Source organism: Streptomyces sp. NPDC054872, assembly GCF_053610705.1.
In genome coordinates this window covers 29,659-44,315 of sequence record NZ_JBSGYY010000007.1, presented here as the reverse complement: position 1 = coordinate 44,315, position 14,657 = coordinate 29,659, and the positions used below count along the sequence as shown (strand labels likewise).

Genomic DNA, 14,657 nt, shown 5'->3' with positions numbered 1-14,657 from the left:
TCAACAGGCCATAACGGGTCACACGGACCAGGATGGAGAGGGAGAGCCCTCGCAGGACACGCGGGAGTTTTCTGGAGGTGTCCATGACGCAGGACGTCAGCGCCCGCCCCGCGGGGCCGGAGCCCGATCCCGTCCCCGGGCCACCGGACGAGCACGCGCACGGCGGCGTACTGGTCTCCATCGGTGCGCTGCTGCTCGGCATGCTGCTCGCCGCCCTCGACCAGACCATCGTCTCGACCGCGCTGCCCACCATCGTCAGCGAGCTCGGCGGCATGGAGCACCTCTCGTGGGTCGTCACCGCGTATCTGCTCGCCGCGACGGCCGCGACGCCGCTCTGGGGCAAGCTCGGCGACCAGTACGGCCGCAAGAAGCTGTTCCAGCTGGCCATCGTGATCTTCCTGGTCAGCTCGGCGCTCTGCGGCATGGCGCAGAACATGCCGCAGCTCATCGGCTTCCGCGCGCTCCAGGGAATCGGTGGCGGCGGTCTGATGGTCCTGTCGATGGCGATCGTCGGTGACATCGTGTCGCCGCGCGAACGAGGCAAGTACCAGGGCCTGTTCGGTGCGGTCTTCGGCGCGACGAGCGTCCTCGGGCCGCTGCTCGGCGGCCTCTTCACCGAGCATCTCAGCTGGCGCTGGGTCTTCTACATCAACCTTCCGATCGGTGTCGTCGCGCTCGTCGTCATCGCCGCGGCCCTGCACATCCCGGTGCGTTCGACGAAGCACGTCATCGACTACCTCGGCACCTTCCTGATCGCGGCCGTCGCCACCTGCCTCGTCCTCGTCGCCTCGCTCGGCGGCACCACCTGGGACTGGGGATCGCCGCAGATCATCGTCCTCGCCGTGCTCGGCGTCGTGCTGGCGGCAGCTTTCGTGGCCATCGAGCGCAGGGCGGCGGAACCGGTCATCCCGATGAAACTGTTCCGGGTCAGGACGTTCACGCTCTCCGCGATCATCAGCTTCGTCGTCGGCTTCGCGATGTTCGGCGCGATGACCTACCTGCCGACGTTCCTGCAGGTCGTCCAGGGTGTCTCGCCGACGATGTCGGGCGTGCACATGCTGCCCATGGTGATCGGCATGCTGATCTCGTCGACCGCCTCCGGCCAGATCGTCAGCCGTACGGGCCGCTGGAAGGTCTTCCCCGTCGTGGGCACCGGGATCACCGCGCTCGGCCTGCTCCTGCTCCACCAGCTCGACGAGAACAGCGGCACCGGCGAGATGAGCGCCTACTTCTTCGTCTTCGGCTTCGGGCTCGGCCTGGTCATGCAGGTCCTGGTACTGATCGTGCAGAACGCGGTCCCGTACGGGGATCTGGGCGTCGCCACGTCCGGCGCGACGTTCTTCCGCTCCATCGGAGCCTCGTTCGGTGTCGCCATCTTCGGCACGATCTTCGCCAACCGCCTCGTCAGCAAGCTCAACGACGCCGTGGCGGGGCAGCAGCTGCCGCCCGGCGTCAGTACGGACTCCCTCAAGGCGGACCCGCGCGGCATCGCCGAGCTTCCGGCGGCGCTGCGGCCCGGCGTCGTACACGCCTACGCCTCATCCATCACGGACGTCTTCCTGTACGCGGCACCGGTGGCCCTGGTCGCCTTCGTCCTGGCCTGGTTCCTGCGCGAGGACAAGCTGCGCGGCTCGGTCATGGCGCCGGACCAGACGCAGACGCTCGCCAGCAATCCCGTCGAGCGTTCGTCGTACGACGAGGTGGCGCGGGCGCTCTCCGTCCTCGGCACGCGGGAGGGCCGCCGCGAGATCTACGTACGCATCACCGAGCGCGCGGGCTACGACCTGCTGCCCGGGGCCAGTTGGCTCCTGCTGCGGATCAGCCGCCACGGTCACGTCGAACCGGCGATGCTCGCCGAGCGCACCACCGTGCCCCTGTCCGTGATCACGGCGGCGTCCCGCCAGGTCGAGGAGCGCAGGCTCGCCCGGCGCCAGGGCATGGGCCTGACGCTGACCGACGAGGGCCGGACGGCGGTCGCCAAACTGGCCAGGGCGCGCGAGGAATCCCTGTCCGAGCTGCTTGGCGACTGGTGGGGGCCCGACCGGCCCACCGACCTGGTCAAGCTCGTCGAGGAGCTCGGCGCCGAGTTGTGCGGCTCCGACGCCGAACAGCCGCACAACGGCAGGTCGGCACAGCGCGGGGTGGCGGCCTGAGCGGCGCCGCCACCTCGCTCCTGCCCGTGTGTGGGAGTTCGCTCAGTGAGGGATCGGCTCAGCGGGGGGCCGGCGCAGTGCGGGGCCGGCCAGGTGGGGGCGGCGGGGTGAGCTTCTTGGCGTACCAGCACTCCGCGTACATCCGCTCGGTGAGCGGCTCGCTCTCCTCGTAGCCGTGCCGGGCGTAGAGCGCCCTGGCCTCGACGAGGTCGAGGCGGGTGTCGAGGATGACGCGCTCGGCGCCGAGCGCGCGGGCGGCGTCCTCGGCGGCGCCGAGCAGCAGGGCGGCGCCACCCTTCCCGCGCATGTCCTCGCGCAGGAAGACGCGCTTGAGCTCGGCGGTGGGAGGGCCCGGCAGATCGTCCATGAGCCGCACCCCGGCTGTTCCCGCGGGCTCACCGCCATACCGGGCGACGAGGAGTGTGCCGGTGGGCGGGCGCAGGTCGCTGCCCGTCTCCGCCGCGACCTCGCGCTCCAGCTCCTCGGGGTCGGTCCGACGCCCCTCGTGGAGGAGGTAATAGCGGTCGCTCACCTCGGTGTAGTACGCGCGCCAGAGTGCGGCGGCGACGGGGGAGTCGACGGCTTCGGGAGCGATGGTCCAGGAGGTGATGTCCGAGGTGCTGTTCTCGATGCGGGTGCTCATGGGGCCATTCTCGGGACGCGACTGCCGTGCCCCGCAAGCGAATTGAAGGCGCCGCGGCCCTGCCGAGTCCCGTCGCTCAGTCCTTGCGTCCGGTGGCGGCAATGCTGACGCCGAGCCCGATCATGGTGAGCCCGCCGACGCCGCCCACGGTCGACAGGCGCCGCGGCGAGTGCGCGAACCAGCCGCGCGCGGTGGCCGCGACCAGGCCCCACACGCTGTCGGACGCCAGGGCGATGGCGTTGAAGACCAGGCCGAGCAGCAGCATCTGCAGCATGACGTGCCCCTGCTCGCGGTCGACGAACTGCGGAAGGACCGCGGCGAAGAAGACGATGGTCTTGGGGTTGGCCACACCGACGGCGAACCCTTCCCACAACGTACGGAGTCCACTGTGGGCAGGGGCGTCACCGGTGAACGCGGCGTACAGCGAACCGCGTTGACGCACTGCCTTGACCCCCAGATACACCAGGTACGCGGCACCGAGCAGCTTCAGTGCCGTGAACACGACGACCGAGCGCTCCACGACGGTGCCGACCCCGAGGGCGACGGCGACCACGAGCACGTACGCGCCGATCGTGTTTCCCACCACCGAGGTCAGCGCGGCCCGCCGCCCCTGCGCCAGCGCCCGCCCGACGACGAACAGGACGCTGGGCCCGGGAATCACGATGAGCAGAAACGACATGGCCGCGAAGGCGAGTATGCGATCGGAGGACATCATGGGCCCATGGCACCACGGGCGTGTTGCTTCCGGGTATTGCTTTTCCTCCCCGCCCCGCCCAGCGACTTCTAGCTCTTGGGCGCGGCCTGCTGCACGACTTCGAACGACCACACGGCGGCACTGCTCGACGCGGGCTTGGGCCGCTCTCCGCCGCCTGCGGGGCCGCCCTGGTGCGCGGCCTTCATCGGTCCCTCCATCCACGCCTGGAAGGACTCCTCGTCACGCCAGCGCGTGTAGACGAGGTAGTCGTCGGTCCCCTCGATGGGGCGGAGCAGCTCGAACCACTCGAAGCCGTCCGAGTTCTCGACGGCGCCGGCGCGGGACGCGAAGCGCTTCTCCAGGGTTTCCCGCTGTTCGGCGGGAACGGTCAGCACGTTGATCTTGACGATGCTCATGGGGCCATCCTGCCGCAGGGGCCATCAGCCGCGGTGACCGACCTGAGGTCGGGGCGGGGCGGCTTGAGGGGCGAGGTGGCTTGAGGGGCGGGGCGGTCCATGTCGCCCTAGTCCCTGTCCGGGTGGCGTTCGTGCCAGGTTTGGGCTACCTCGTCCACGTCGAAGGGCTTCAGGCCCAGGGGTGGCCCCGGGGGTGGCAGGCGGAGGGCCTCGGTGATCTTGGTGTTGAGGGCCGTCACCAGGCGGCGGGCCGCTTGCTCGGAGGGGGCGTCGGGGGCCGCGGCCAGGACGTCCTCCGCCTCCTTGCGTAGGGCCAGGGTCGGCGGGAGGTGGGAGAGGCCCTCGCGGGCCATCTTCTGCTTGATCCACCACTGCTCGTCGTGCGACGTGGTGTTCAGGCCGTCCGGCAGCGGCTTGCCGCGGCCCTTCAGGGTGGCGAAGTCACCCCGTTCCTCGGCCTCGCGGATCTGTTTGTCGATCCACGACTCGAAGCTGACCTCAGGTGGTTTCCGTTCAGTCATGCGTTCATTCTTCCAGGCACCCGTGCGGTCACGTGAGGTGCGCCATAGGATGCGGCGGCGCGGGGGCGTGTGCGGCCGTCGCGCTTTCTGGACGCCGAGAGCTGGGGGAGCGTACGTGCTGGAGCTGACCATGGCCTCGTTGGCCGGGGCGGACGAGGGGGCGACCGCGGGCATGCTCATGGCCGACGCCCCGAGCGCGCCGGGTTCCGTGCTGCGAGTGGGGCGCGATAGCGGCGTGTGCCGTCTTGTGCCGCCGGATGACTGGCTGTTCGTCTCGCGTACGCATCTGGAGTTCCGCTGCGGGCCCGACGGGGCCTGGACCGTCACCTGGGTGCGCGGGTCGCATCCCGAGCCCGCCTCTGAGGTGCGGCTCAGCGTGGGCGGGGTGCCGGCGCCCCTTGAGTACGGGGGGACGGCTCCGCTGCCCAGGGGCGGGTCCGGCGATGTCGTCATCCAGGACCGGGCCGGGCCTCGCAGCGTGAACGTCGGCTTCTATTTGGAGGGTTGAGCCAGTTGGTCGGTTGATTGCGTGTGGCTGGGTGCTCGGGTGGGCGTGCTTGCCTGTCTGGCCGGGGGCCTTCCGGCGGGCCGGTGGGGGATCAGTCCAGTACTCGCGCCACGGCCAGGCCGTCGTAACCCTTCGTTCCCACCGTCTGCAAGGCCGTGCCGGTCAGCTTCGGGTGGTCGGCGATGAGTTGCAGCGCCTCGCGTGTGCCCTGCACGCCGGGGTCGGTGCTGTCCGCGTCGACCACCGCGCCGTTCCGTACGACGTTGTCGACGATGATGAGGCTGCCGGGGCGGGTGAGCTTGAGCGACCACTCCACGTAGTGCGGGTTGTTGGCCTTGTCCGCGTCGATGAAGACCAGGTCGAAGGGGGCCGCCTCCTCGGCCACGAGCGCGGCGAGCGAATCAAGTGCCGGTCCCACCCGGACCTCGGTGAGCTTGTCGAGGCCGGCGCGGGCGAGGTTGCCGCGGGCCACGTCGGCGTGGACCTCGGAGTACTCCAGGGTGATCAGGTGGCCGTCCGCGGGCAGTGCGCGGGCCAGCCAGATGGTGCTGTAGCCGCCGAGCGTGCCGATCTCCAGGATGCGGTGCGCACCCTGGATCTGGGCGAGGAGCTGGAGCAGCTTGCCCTGGTTCGGCGCGACGCTGATCTGCGGTAGACCGGCGGCGTCGCTGTCGTGCAGGGCCGCGGCCAGAGCTTCGTCGGCGGGGGCGAGCAGATCGGTGAAGTAGGTGTCCACCGCGGTCCATTGCTGCTGGGGCATGGAGGCCTTTCCGGGCAATCGGTACTCGTTAGGTTCGCTAACGATGCTAGTGGGGGTGGGGTCGATTGTCAGTGGGGACTCGCATACTGAGGTCGATGGGTTGTGGTGGCGTTGCGGGGGGTTGAGATGACGTACGGGGATGGGGTCGGGGCGGGAGCTGGAACCGGGGCGGGGACGGGGGAGGGTTTGCCCGCGGCTGCCGTCCGGGGGCTCGCTGATCGGTGGCTGCCGCTGATGGCTTCACCGGGCTCAGGGGGGTCGGGGGGCGGGTCGGGGCACAGTGAGGGGGCCGGCACGGGGGACTTCGTGTGCTCGCCCGCGGGGCTATGGCTCGCGCTGGCCGCTGTTGCCGTGGGTGCGCGGGAGGAAACCGCCGGGGAGCTGCGGGAGTTGCTCGGCGTCGCGGGTGAAGAGGCTGCCGGAGTGGTCACGGCTGCCGCGCGGGCGTTGGCCGGTACGGATGCGGTGGCCGTCGCCACGCGGGTGTGGAGCCGGGGTCCGGTGTACCGCGCCTATCGGGAGGCGTTGCCGGATGTGGGGTTCGGGCCGATGGATGCGGGCGGCTTGGACTCGGGTGGCGTGGATGCGGACGGTGTCGATGCTTGGGTGCGGGAGGCGACCGGCGGGCTGATCGAGCGGCTGCCGGTGGTGATCACTCCGGATGTGCTGCTGCTTCTCGTCAACGTGCTTGCTCTCCGGGCGCGTTGGGCGACCCCTTTCGAGGGGGCGGGTACACGCGACCAGGACTTCACGGACTCCCTCGGTGTACGGCACCGGGTGCCCACGATGCACCGGCCCGTTCCGCTGAACTCCGCCTGGACGGTGGGCGGGGCGAGGGTCGTCGAGCTGAAGTGCCGGGCGGAGGGCGGGCGGGCGCCTGCCCGGGTGCGGTTCGTGCTCGGCGAGCCGGGAGCCGGGGCCGCCGAGGTGCTGCCGCTGGCGTGGGCGCCGGAGGGGCGGTGGACGGGAATCGACGCCGAGCAGATCAATATGGCGCTGCCTCGGATGTCCTTGCGGACTCGGGTTGATGCGACGGAGCAGTTGGCCGCGCTCGGTGTGCGGTGGGCGATGGGTGAGGGGGCCGACTTCTCCGGGATGTCACCGGAGAGGCTCGCGATATCGCAGGTGGTGCAGGAGGCCGTGGTGCGGGTCGCGGAGGAGGGGGTGGAGGCGGCGGCGGTGACGGCTGTGCCGATGGCTCCTGGTGGGGCTTTTGTCCCTCGACGGATCGAGTGGATCGCCTTTAACCGGCCGTTCGGGGTTGTGGTGCTGGATGGGGCGGGGGAGGTGCCGTTGTTTGCGGCGTGGCAGGCGGGCGTGCCGGGGTAGGCGGTGGGCTTGGGGTGGGTGGTGGCCCTGGGGTGGGTGGGCGTCGTCCCTGCGGGGCTTTTTCCCCAACCCCGCCCCTTCCCGAAAACCCGCTGGGCGCGGGGGCCTTGCGTGCCGTGGGTCACCGGCTTCGCCGTGTTCGTCCTCAAGCGCCGGACGGGCTGGGAGGGGCGTGCTGGGGGTGGGGTGAGTTGGGCGCGGGGGCCTTGCGTGCCGTGGGTCACCGGCTCCGCCGAGTTCGTCCTCAAACGCCGGACGGGCTGAAGGGGCCCGGAGGCGTGCTAGCAGCCCCCCGGCCAACGCCCCCCCAAGCCGCACCTCACCCCGCCGAAGTAGCCCCGCTCCCCTCCACCGCCGGGCCGGAGCCCGGCAGTGGCTGGCCTGCGCTTTCTGTTGTGAACCAGACCGCGATGCCGCCCACCACAGCCGCCGCCATCATGTAGTAGGCGGGCATCATCATGTTCCCCGTGGCTCCGATCAGGGCCGTCACCACCAGCGGTGTCGTGCCTCCGAAGATCGACACGGAGATGTTGAAGCCGATGGAGAGCGAGCCGTAGCGGACCTTGGTCGGGAAGAGGGCGGGGAGCGTCGACGGCATCGAGGCCGTGAAGCAGACCAGGAGCAGGCCGAGTGCCGCCATGCCGAGGCCGATCGCCCAGAGCGAGCCCTGGCGGATCAGGAGCAGCGCGGGGACGGAGAGGAACAGGAAGCCCACGCAGCCCGCGGCGATCACCGGGCGGCGGCCCACCCGGTCGGTCAGCGCGCCCGCGAACGGCTGGACGCACATCATCAGTGCCATCACCGCCAGGATGACCATGAGGCCGTGCGTCTCGTCGTACTTCAGCTCGCTCGTCAGGTAGCTCGGCATGTACGAGAGCAGCATGTAGTCCGTGACGTTGAAGACCAGGACCAGGCCCATGCACAGGAGCAGCGCCTTCCACTGGCCCTGGACCATGTCGCGCAGGCGCACCTTCGGGCGGGACTGCTCGTCCTTGTGCGCCTTGGTGAGCTCCGCGGCGAACGCCGGAGTCTCCTCCAGCTTCATCCGCAGGTACAGGCCGATCAGACCCATCGGGCCCGCGATCAGGAACGGGATGCGCCAGCCCCAGGAGAGGAGGTCGTCGGTGGAGAGGAGGGCCGTCATCAGGGTGACCAGGCCCGCGCCGCCGATGTAGCCCGCGAGGGTGCCGAACTCCAGCCAGCTGCCGAGGAAGCCCCGCTTCTTGTCGGGGGCGTACTCGGCGATGAAGGTGGAGGCACCGGCGTACTCGCCGCCCGTCGAGAAGCCCTGCACCAGGCGGGCGATCAGGAGCAGGATCGGGGCGCCTACGCCGATGGACGCGTAGGACGGGATCAGGCCGATCGCGAAGGTGCCCGCCGCCATCATGATCATGGTGAGGGCGAGGATCTTCTGGCGGCCGATGCGGTCACCGAGCGGGCCGAAGACCATGCCGCCCAGCGGGCGGATCAGGAACGCCGCCGCGAAGGCGCCGAAGGTGGAGAGCAGCTGGGCCGTGGGGTTGCCCGAGGGGAAGAAGACCTTGCCGAGCGTCACGGCGATGTAGCTGTAGACACCGAAGTCGAACCACTCCATCGCGTTGCCGAGTGCCGCCGCCTTCACTGCCCGCTTGACCAGCGCCGGGTCGACGACGGTGACCTCAGACCGGACATCCGACCGGACATCCGACGGGACATCCCCCGAGGCGGGCGCGGACGGAGGGGCCTGCGTCCGAGGGGTCTGCGGGGATGCGGGGGCGACGGGGGCGGCTGCCGGCAAGGGTTCGCTCGCCTGCCTCTCGGTTGACGACAAGGACAGAGCCGCCCAGCGAGGGGCGGCCCGCAAGCGACCATAGGTGTAGACGGCACCATTACGTTCGGTGTCCGCCCAACCGCGTACTGTCCGGAATGTGCCGCTATCCAGGGCGAATGGTTCCGCTTGTGAAGGTGGCGAGAAGCCGTTCTTGTGATCTATGTCGCGGCTCGCGCAAGGAACCGCCGGGCGGGGCACGGGTCGTCGTTCCATGGGCGTGTATGTGCGTGGAGTGTGCGTGCGGTGGACGCGGAGTGCACGAGAGGGGGCTGCCTGTGGAGATCCCCTTGTCGAACGGACAAAAGGGCTGGTTAGGAAGTCTGCGCAAAAGCCGGTAGAAAGCGGTGTGGCTGCCAGGTGAAATGGGGGTGTCGCGCGTCTCACCAGAGGGCGCGAGCCCTTCGGGTCCGACCGCACATCTCGGGGCCGACGGAGAACTCTCGGGACCGACAGGACGTTGGAACCGAGCAGAGACGACGAGCGGGCGGGAGGGCCGACGGGGCGTGGCGAATGTCGAGCACGGAGGACCGGGAAATGCCTTTGGGGCGGGGCCGCCCGGCACACCGACCACGCGGATCGGGGCGGTCCGCGTCGCCCTCTGGCTGATCGCCGCGGTACTCGCGGTGCGACAGGCGGCCGTCGTCCTGCGTACGCCGAAAGGCGAGCGGTTCATCGATCTGGAGACCTGGATCGGCCCGGAGGGCGTCCTCCATGTGAACGGCTCCTTCTACGACGCGGACAAGTTCACCGGCACCCCCTTCGCGGGACTCGTGCTGAAACCGTTCTCCCGCGCGGCCGAGCAGGCGCTCGGCTGGGGCTGGACCTTCGGTACGCTGATCCTGGTCGTGATCCTCGGCCTCGTCGCCGCCCGCGCCCTGCCGCAGCCCGTGTCCCGGCGCACCTCGCTGCTCGCCGCGCCCGTCGCGATCTGCCTCCTGATGCTGTCGCTCCCGGTGCGCAACACCTTGTACCTGGGCCAGACCAGCATCTTCCCCGTGCTGCTCGTCCTGCTCGGATGCTTCGCGGTCCGCGGGGAACGCGCGAGCGGTGTCCTCATCGGCATCGGGGCCGCGCTCCAGCCCACGCTGCTGCTCTTCGCCGCCCTCTTCTGGTTCACCGGCCGCAGGCGGGCCACCGCGTCCACCGGCGCCACGTTCCTCGCCATCACCGCGCTCGCCTGGGCCGCGATGCCGCACGACTCGTGGACGTACTGGATACACCACCTCGCCGGTGCGGGCCTCGGCGCGAGTCCGGCCGGTCTCGCCAACCAGTCGCTGCACGGCGCGCTGCTCCGGTTCGGCATCGAGGGGCCGCTGGAGATCGGGCTCTACGTGATCCTGAGCGCGGTCGTCGTCTGGTTCGGCGTGCGCCGGGCCGTGCGCTACGCCAAGGACGGGCAGCTGCTGCTCGCCGTCGCGATCACCGGCTGTGTCGCGGTCGCCGTGTCCCCGACGACCTGGCAGCACCAGCTCCTGTGGGTGCTGCTCGCGGTGGTCGGCCGGGCCGGAAAGAAGCAGTCCGACCGGTACATGTGGCCCGTCGCCGTCGTCCTCGTCTCGACGCTGCCGGCGAAGATGATGCTGCCGAACATGCCGGTCGTGGAGCCCATCCGCGACAACGTCGTCCTGATCGCCGCGCTCGCCGCCGCCACGGTGGTGCCGTTCCTGTCCCGTACGGACCCGCGGTACCAGGCGCCCATCCCCACCGATTACGCCAGGCCCGCGCCCGCGCGCTGGAGCTGGGTGCCGCTGCTCCCGTTCTGGCGGCGGGTCACCACCCGGCCGAACCTCCTGCTCGAACTGCTCCTGATCCGCGTCGGCTACTCCGCCTACCAGCAGGCGCGGCTCGCCGCGACGGGCGGCACCAACTCGGGCGGACGGGCCACCGCCGAGCAGCACGGCGAACAGGTCCACGCGATCGAACAGTTCCTGCGCATCGACATCGAGCACTGGGTCAACCACGCGGTGGTGAAGGTCGACTGGCTGGAGGAGTTCTTCAACTTCTACTACACGTCGTTCCACTTCGTGGTGCCGCTGACCGTCCTCGGTGTGCTCTACGTCCGGCGCCCCGCCGACTACCGCTGGGCGCGCTCGGCCCTCGGCTTCGCGACGCTCCTCGCGCTCGTCGGGTTCTGGCTCTACCCCCTGGCCCCGCCGCGCCTGATGCCCGAGCTCGGCTTCATCGACACGGTCCACGGCGTGCAGGACTTCACCCAGCCCGACTACGGGACGCTGACCGCGCTCACCAACCAGTACGCGGCGATGCCCTCGCTGCACTTCGGCTGGTCGCTGTGGTGCGGTGTGGTGATCCTGATCCTCGCGCCGAGGGTGTGGATGAAGGTGCTCGGCCTGCTGCATCCGCTGTTCACGGTCTCCGCGATCGTCGCCACCGGCAACCACTGGGTCCTGGACGCGGTGGGCGGCGCGGCCGTCGTCGGTGCGGGCTTCGGCATCGGTTACCTTCTGGCGGGACCCCGGGTGGGCAGGAACCTGCAGGTGGCGACGGGGGCGGAGCCGCCGGTCATCGACATGACGAAGGACTCGGCGAAGGACCGTACCCCGAGCTGATCTTGTACGTGCCCGGTGTGGACACCGTGAGCCGGGTGAACTCGCCGTGCCGCTTCAGGCAGGCCCCCTCGGCCCGGAGCCACGGCGAGTACACCAGGCGCAGCGTCACCGGCCCGCGCGTGGGGACGCGCACCACCATGGCCGACTCGGTGGACTTCACGACGGTCGCCGGTTTCGACACCATCGGCACCGCGTCCTTGACCCGGAACACCCGCCAGTGCGCGTCGCGCCACACCGGCTGAAGCCACTTGGGGCCACTGGCGACCAGGGCCGCCTCGTCCTCGGCGAACCCGTCCGGCTTGCCCGACGGCAACACCACATAGCCGACCGCCCACTTGTCCAGCCACGCCCGGTAGGTGGCGGCCGAGAACGACCCGTCGTAGAAGAGGCGCCCGCGCTCGATGTCGAGCTGCCGGTTCCAGCCGCGCGCCATGTTCACGTACGGCGCGAGGGCCGTCGCCTCGCGGTGATTGCGGGCCGGGACCACCTCCACGCGGCCACGGTCGGCGCCGAGCCGCTCCAGCTCCCGCACCACGCCCTCGGTGTCGGCGGCCCACTTCGGCACGGCCGTCGACACCGTCAGATCGTCCGCGGTCTTCTGCCCGACCCAGGCCGTGGACAGCACGAGTGCCACGGTGAGCACGACACGGCGTGCGCGGGACAGCGCGGGCATCAGGAGGGCGCCGAGCAGCGCGGCGGGTGCGAGCAGCTCGGCAAGGCGCTCCACGTTCGTGCCGATCGGGGACGGGATGAGGTAGGTCAGGACCGTCCCGGCCGCGTACACCGCGGCCCCCCACCGCAGTACGCGCCACTCGCGCGGAGCCGCCACGATGAGCGCCAGGCCGAACACCACGGGCGGGAAGATCCGGTCGAACGGCATCAAGTGCTCGCCGGAGAAGGGGAAAAGCGCGGTGGTCACCCCGACGACCAGCACCGGCGGCACCACCAGCGCCGCGGCCCGCCCCCAGTCCCGCACGAGAAAGTAGGCCGCGCCCGCCACCACGAGGAAGAGACCCGCGACCGGGCTGGACATGGTGGCGAGCGCCGCGCATGCCACGGCTGCCCGGACGCGCCGCTCGCGCACGAGCATCAGGCATGCCGCGAACCCGAAGGCGATGCCGAGCGCGAACGTCGTGCGCCCGGACGCGACGTTGCACCACACCGCGAGCGAGGCGAGCACCGCGGGCCACAGCGGGCGACGCACCCCGGTGCGTTCGACGAGCGCGGCGACCAGCCAGGCACCGGCGACACCCGACACCACCGTCACCGTCTTCACGCCGACGGCGGCCATCAAGTAGGGGGAGATCAGGCTGTAGTTGGCGGTGTGCATGCCGCCGTACCAGAACAGGCCGTACGCGGCGGCTCCGTGCTCCGACGCGAACCGCGCCCATGCCTCCTGGGCCGCCAGGTCGCCGCCGCCGGTGGCGAGGAACGCCGCCCACACCGCGTACAGCGGCAGCGTGGGCAGCGTCGCGACGAGCGGGATCCGGTGGCGTCGGCAGAAGGCGCGGAGGGAGGTCTTCCGCGCATTGGGTGTGCTGCCCGACGGTGCGACGAAGAGACCTGCGGTGACCACGGCGACCGTTTCCGTTCGAAGTCTTGGAAAGGCAAGGTTTGCTTCTCAAGACGCGTCAGGCAACGAAAACGTTGGCTCCGGTCAGCGCATGGCCGGATATGCCCGCCGAGTACGCCGCCGGGTATGCCGCCGGGGGTGCCAGGGGGAGGCAGGGGCGGGCGTGGGAGGAGTCGCCCCTGCCTCCCTGGCGGCGGGTCAGCCGGTGCTGACCTGCAGTTCCTTGACGCCGTTCAGCCAGGCCGAGCGGAGCCTGCGGGGGTCGGAGACCAGCCGCAGGTCGGGCAGCGCGTCCGCGATCGCGTTGAAGATGAGGTTGATCTCCAGGACGGCCAGGGACTTGCCGAGGCAGAAGTGCGGGCCTCCGCCGCCGAAGCCGAGGTGCGGGTTGGGGTCACGGGTGATGTCGAAGTTCAGCGGTTCGTCGAAGACTTCGGGGTCGTTGTTGGCGGAGGAGTAGAAGATGCCGACGCGGTCGCCCTGCTTGATCTTCGCGTCGCCGATCTCGGTGTCCTGGGTCGCGGTGCGCTGGAAGGAGACCACGGGGGTCGCCCAGCGCACGATCTCCTCCGCGGTGGTCTCGGGGCGCTCGCGCTTGAAGAGTTCCCACTGCTCGGGGTGGGTGAGGAAGGCGTGCATGCCGTGGGTGATGGCGTTGCGGGTCGTCTCGTTGCCGGCCACCGCGAGCAGGATGACGAAGAAGCCGAACTCGTCGGACGAGAGGTTGCCTTCGTCCTCGGCGGCGACCAGCTGACTGACGATGTCCTTGGCCGGGCACTCCTTGCGCGCCGCGGCGAGGTTCATCGCGTACGAGACGATCTCCAGGGCCGCCTCGGCGCCGACCTCCTCGGTGATCGCGTACTCCGGGTCGTCGTAGGCCGCCATCTTGTTCGACCAGTCGAAGATCTTCGTCCGGTCGTCCTGGGGCACGCCGATGAGCTCGGCGATCGCCTGGAGCGGAAGTTCCACGGCGACGTTCGTGACGAAGTCGAAGGAGCCGTCGGCCGCGGCGTTCGCCAGGGCCGTCTCGACGATGGAGCCCGCGCGGGCGCGCAGGGCGTCCTCCAGGGAGCGTATGGCGCGGGGGGTGAAGCCGCGCTGCACGATCTGGCGGACGCGGGTGTGCTCGGGAGGGTCCATGTTCAGCATGATCAGCTTCTGGACCTCGATCTGGTCGCGGCTGATCGTCTCGTTGAACCGGATGACCGCGGTGTTGAGGTTCGAGGAGAACAACTCCGGGTGTGTGGACACGTATTTGACGTCCGCGTGCCGGGTGACGGCCCAGTAGCCCGAGTCGTCGAAGCCGGAGATGCGCGGCCGCTGGGCGATCCAGCGCACCGGTTCGGTCTGCCGCAGCTGGGCGAACTCCGGGTGGGGCACGCGCTCTTGGAGCAGGTCGGGGTCGGTGAAGTCGAACCCGTCGGGCAGCGCTGGACAGGGCATCGGCAACTCCAGGAGTTCAGTTCTGGCAGCTCTGTAGCTGTCCTGACGGTCCATCAGGAGATGCCCCGCAAGGTAGTAACGGGTTCTACAAGTGGCAAGGCCCGCGTCGGGGTCGCTTTCGTGTACGTCCTGCGCAAGGTGCGTGCAAGCCCCTTGCGGTGCCGGGGTCGCGCTCAGCAGACTGCTTGCAGAACTAGAACGCGTACTAGTTCTCCGCGTGGGTGCCGGGACACTCGCGCG

At 70.2% G+C, this 14,657-nt stretch carries 12 protein-coding genes; 4 read left to right on the top strand and 8 right to left on the bottom strand.

The genetic code is table 11. The features are described from left to right. Positions 1-83 precede the first annotated feature (83 nt). On the top strand, positions 84-2,153 hold the full coding sequence (locus tag ACWGIH_RS10740; RefSeq protein WP_453451211.1) for a DHA2 family efflux MFS transporter permease subunit: 2,070 nt from the start codon (positions 84-86) through the stop codon (positions 2,151-2,153). Positions 2,154-2,211: 58 nt separating this feature from the next. Here ACWGIH_RS10740 and ACWGIH_RS10735 read toward each other — a convergent pair whose 3' ends face one another. The 4 genes from ACWGIH_RS10735 to ACWGIH_RS10720 all read right to left on the bottom strand — a co-directional run bounded on the left by ACWGIH_RS10735 (position 2,212) and on the right by ACWGIH_RS10720 (position 4,427). Next, a complete protein-coding gene (locus ACWGIH_RS10735) occupies positions 2,212-2,796 on the bottom strand; it encodes a GNAT family N-acetyltransferase (protein WP_453451212.1) in 585 nt (194 codons plus the stop codon). A 76-nt stretch (positions 2,797-2,872) separates the two neighbouring features. Next, entirely contained in the window at positions 2,873-3,511 is a 639-nt protein-coding gene (locus tag ACWGIH_RS10730; RefSeq protein ID WP_453451213.1) for a LysE family translocator, read from the bottom strand. 68 nt (positions 3,512-3,579) lie between these two features. After that, on the bottom strand, positions 3,580-3,906 hold the full coding sequence (locus ACWGIH_RS10725; protein WP_453451214.1) for an antibiotic biosynthesis monooxygenase family protein: 327 nt from the start codon (positions 3,904-3,906) through the stop codon (positions 3,580-3,582). Positions 3,907-4,013: 107 nt separating this feature from the next. After that, positions 4,014-4,427 carry a DnaJ family domain-containing protein gene (locus ACWGIH_RS10720; protein WP_453451215.1) on the bottom strand — a complete coding sequence of 138 codons (414 nt, stop codon included), beginning with the start codon at positions 4,425-4,427 and terminating at the stop codon, positions 4,014-4,016. Between the two features lie 115 nt (positions 4,428-4,542). On the opposite strand from ACWGIH_RS10720, the gene ACWGIH_RS10715 reads away from it, so the two are divergent. Continuing rightward, positions 4,543-4,935 carry a hypothetical protein gene (locus ACWGIH_RS10715; protein WP_453451216.1) on the top strand — a complete coding sequence of 131 codons (393 nt, stop codon included), beginning with the start codon at positions 4,543-4,545 and terminating at the stop codon, positions 4,933-4,935. Positions 4,936-5,026: 91 nt separating this feature from the next. Here ACWGIH_RS10715 and ACWGIH_RS10710 read toward each other — a convergent pair whose 3' ends face one another. Beyond that, a complete protein-coding gene (locus ACWGIH_RS10710) occupies positions 5,027-5,695 on the bottom strand; it encodes an O-methyltransferase (RefSeq protein ID WP_453451217.1) in 669 nt (222 codons plus the stop codon). 126 nt (positions 5,696-5,821) lie between these two features. Between ACWGIH_RS10710 and ACWGIH_RS10705 the strand changes: the two genes are divergently transcribed. Further along, positions 5,822-7,024, top strand: coding sequence for a serpin family protein (locus tag ACWGIH_RS10705; RefSeq protein ID WP_453451218.1), 1,203 nt, complete (start codon positions 5,822-5,824; stop codon positions 7,022-7,024). A 319-nt stretch (positions 7,025-7,343) separates the two neighbouring features. Here ACWGIH_RS10705 and proP read toward each other — a convergent pair whose 3' ends face one another. After that, entirely contained in the window at positions 7,344-8,834 is a 1,491-nt protein-coding gene (gene proP, locus ACWGIH_RS10700) for a glycine betaine/L-proline transporter ProP (protein WP_453451219.1), read from the bottom strand. A 503-nt stretch (positions 8,835-9,337) separates the two neighbouring features. Between proP and ACWGIH_RS10695 the strand changes: the two genes are divergently transcribed. Beyond that, on the top strand, positions 9,338-11,401 hold the full coding sequence (locus tag ACWGIH_RS10695; RefSeq protein ID WP_453451221.1) for a bifunctional glycosyltransferase 87/phosphatase PAP2 family protein: 2,064 nt from the start codon (positions 9,338-9,340) through the stop codon (positions 11,399-11,401). On the opposite strand, the gene ACWGIH_RS10690 is transcribed toward ACWGIH_RS10695, so the two are convergent. Together ACWGIH_RS10690 and ACWGIH_RS10685 are read right to left on the bottom strand one after the other, a co-directional pair. Next, positions 11,355-12,977 carry a hypothetical protein gene (locus ACWGIH_RS10690; protein WP_453451222.1) on the bottom strand — a complete coding sequence of 541 codons (1,623 nt, stop codon included), beginning with the start codon at positions 12,975-12,977 and terminating at the stop codon, positions 11,355-11,357. The two genes, ACWGIH_RS10695 and ACWGIH_RS10690, sit on opposite strands and share 47 nt — an antisense overlap. Positions 12,978-13,172: 195 nt before the next feature. Further along, complete coding sequence (locus tag ACWGIH_RS10685) at positions 13,173-14,417, bottom strand: cytochrome P450 (protein WP_453451223.1); 1,245 nt, start codon at positions 14,415-14,417, stop codon at positions 13,173-13,175. Between the last annotated feature and the right edge of the window lie 240 nt (positions 14,418-14,657).

Bases quoted from the DNA above. Each gene is read 5' to 3' on its own strand.
- ACWGIH_RS10740 (WP_453451211.1), top strand. From the start codon at position 84: ATGACGCAGGACGTCAGCGCCCGCCCCGCGGGGCCGGAGCCCGATCCC.
- ACWGIH_RS10735 (WP_453451212.1), bottom strand. From the start codon at position 2,796: ATGAGCACCCGCATCGAGAACAGCACCTCGGACATCACCTCCTGGACC.
- ACWGIH_RS10730 (WP_453451213.1), bottom strand. From the start codon at position 3,511: ATGATGTCCTCCGATCGCATACTCGCCTTCGCGGCCATGTCGTTTCTG.
- ACWGIH_RS10725 (WP_453451214.1), bottom strand. From the start codon at position 3,906: ATGAGCATCGTCAAGATCAACGTGCTGACCGTTCCCGCCGAACAGCGG.
- ACWGIH_RS10720 (WP_453451215.1), bottom strand. From the start codon at position 4,427: ATGACTGAACGGAAACCACCTGAGGTCAGCTTCGAGTCGTGGATCGAC.
- ACWGIH_RS10710 (WP_453451217.1), bottom strand. From the start codon at position 5,695: ATGCCCCAGCAGCAATGGACCGCGGTGGACACCTACTTCACCGATCTG.
- ACWGIH_RS10705 (WP_453451218.1), top strand. From the start codon at position 5,822: ATGACGTACGGGGATGGGGTCGGGGCGGGAGCTGGAACCGGGGCGGGG.
- ACWGIH_RS10685 (WP_453451223.1), bottom strand. From the start codon at position 14,417: ATGCCCTGTCCAGCGCTGCCCGACGGGTTCGACTTCACCGACCCCGAC.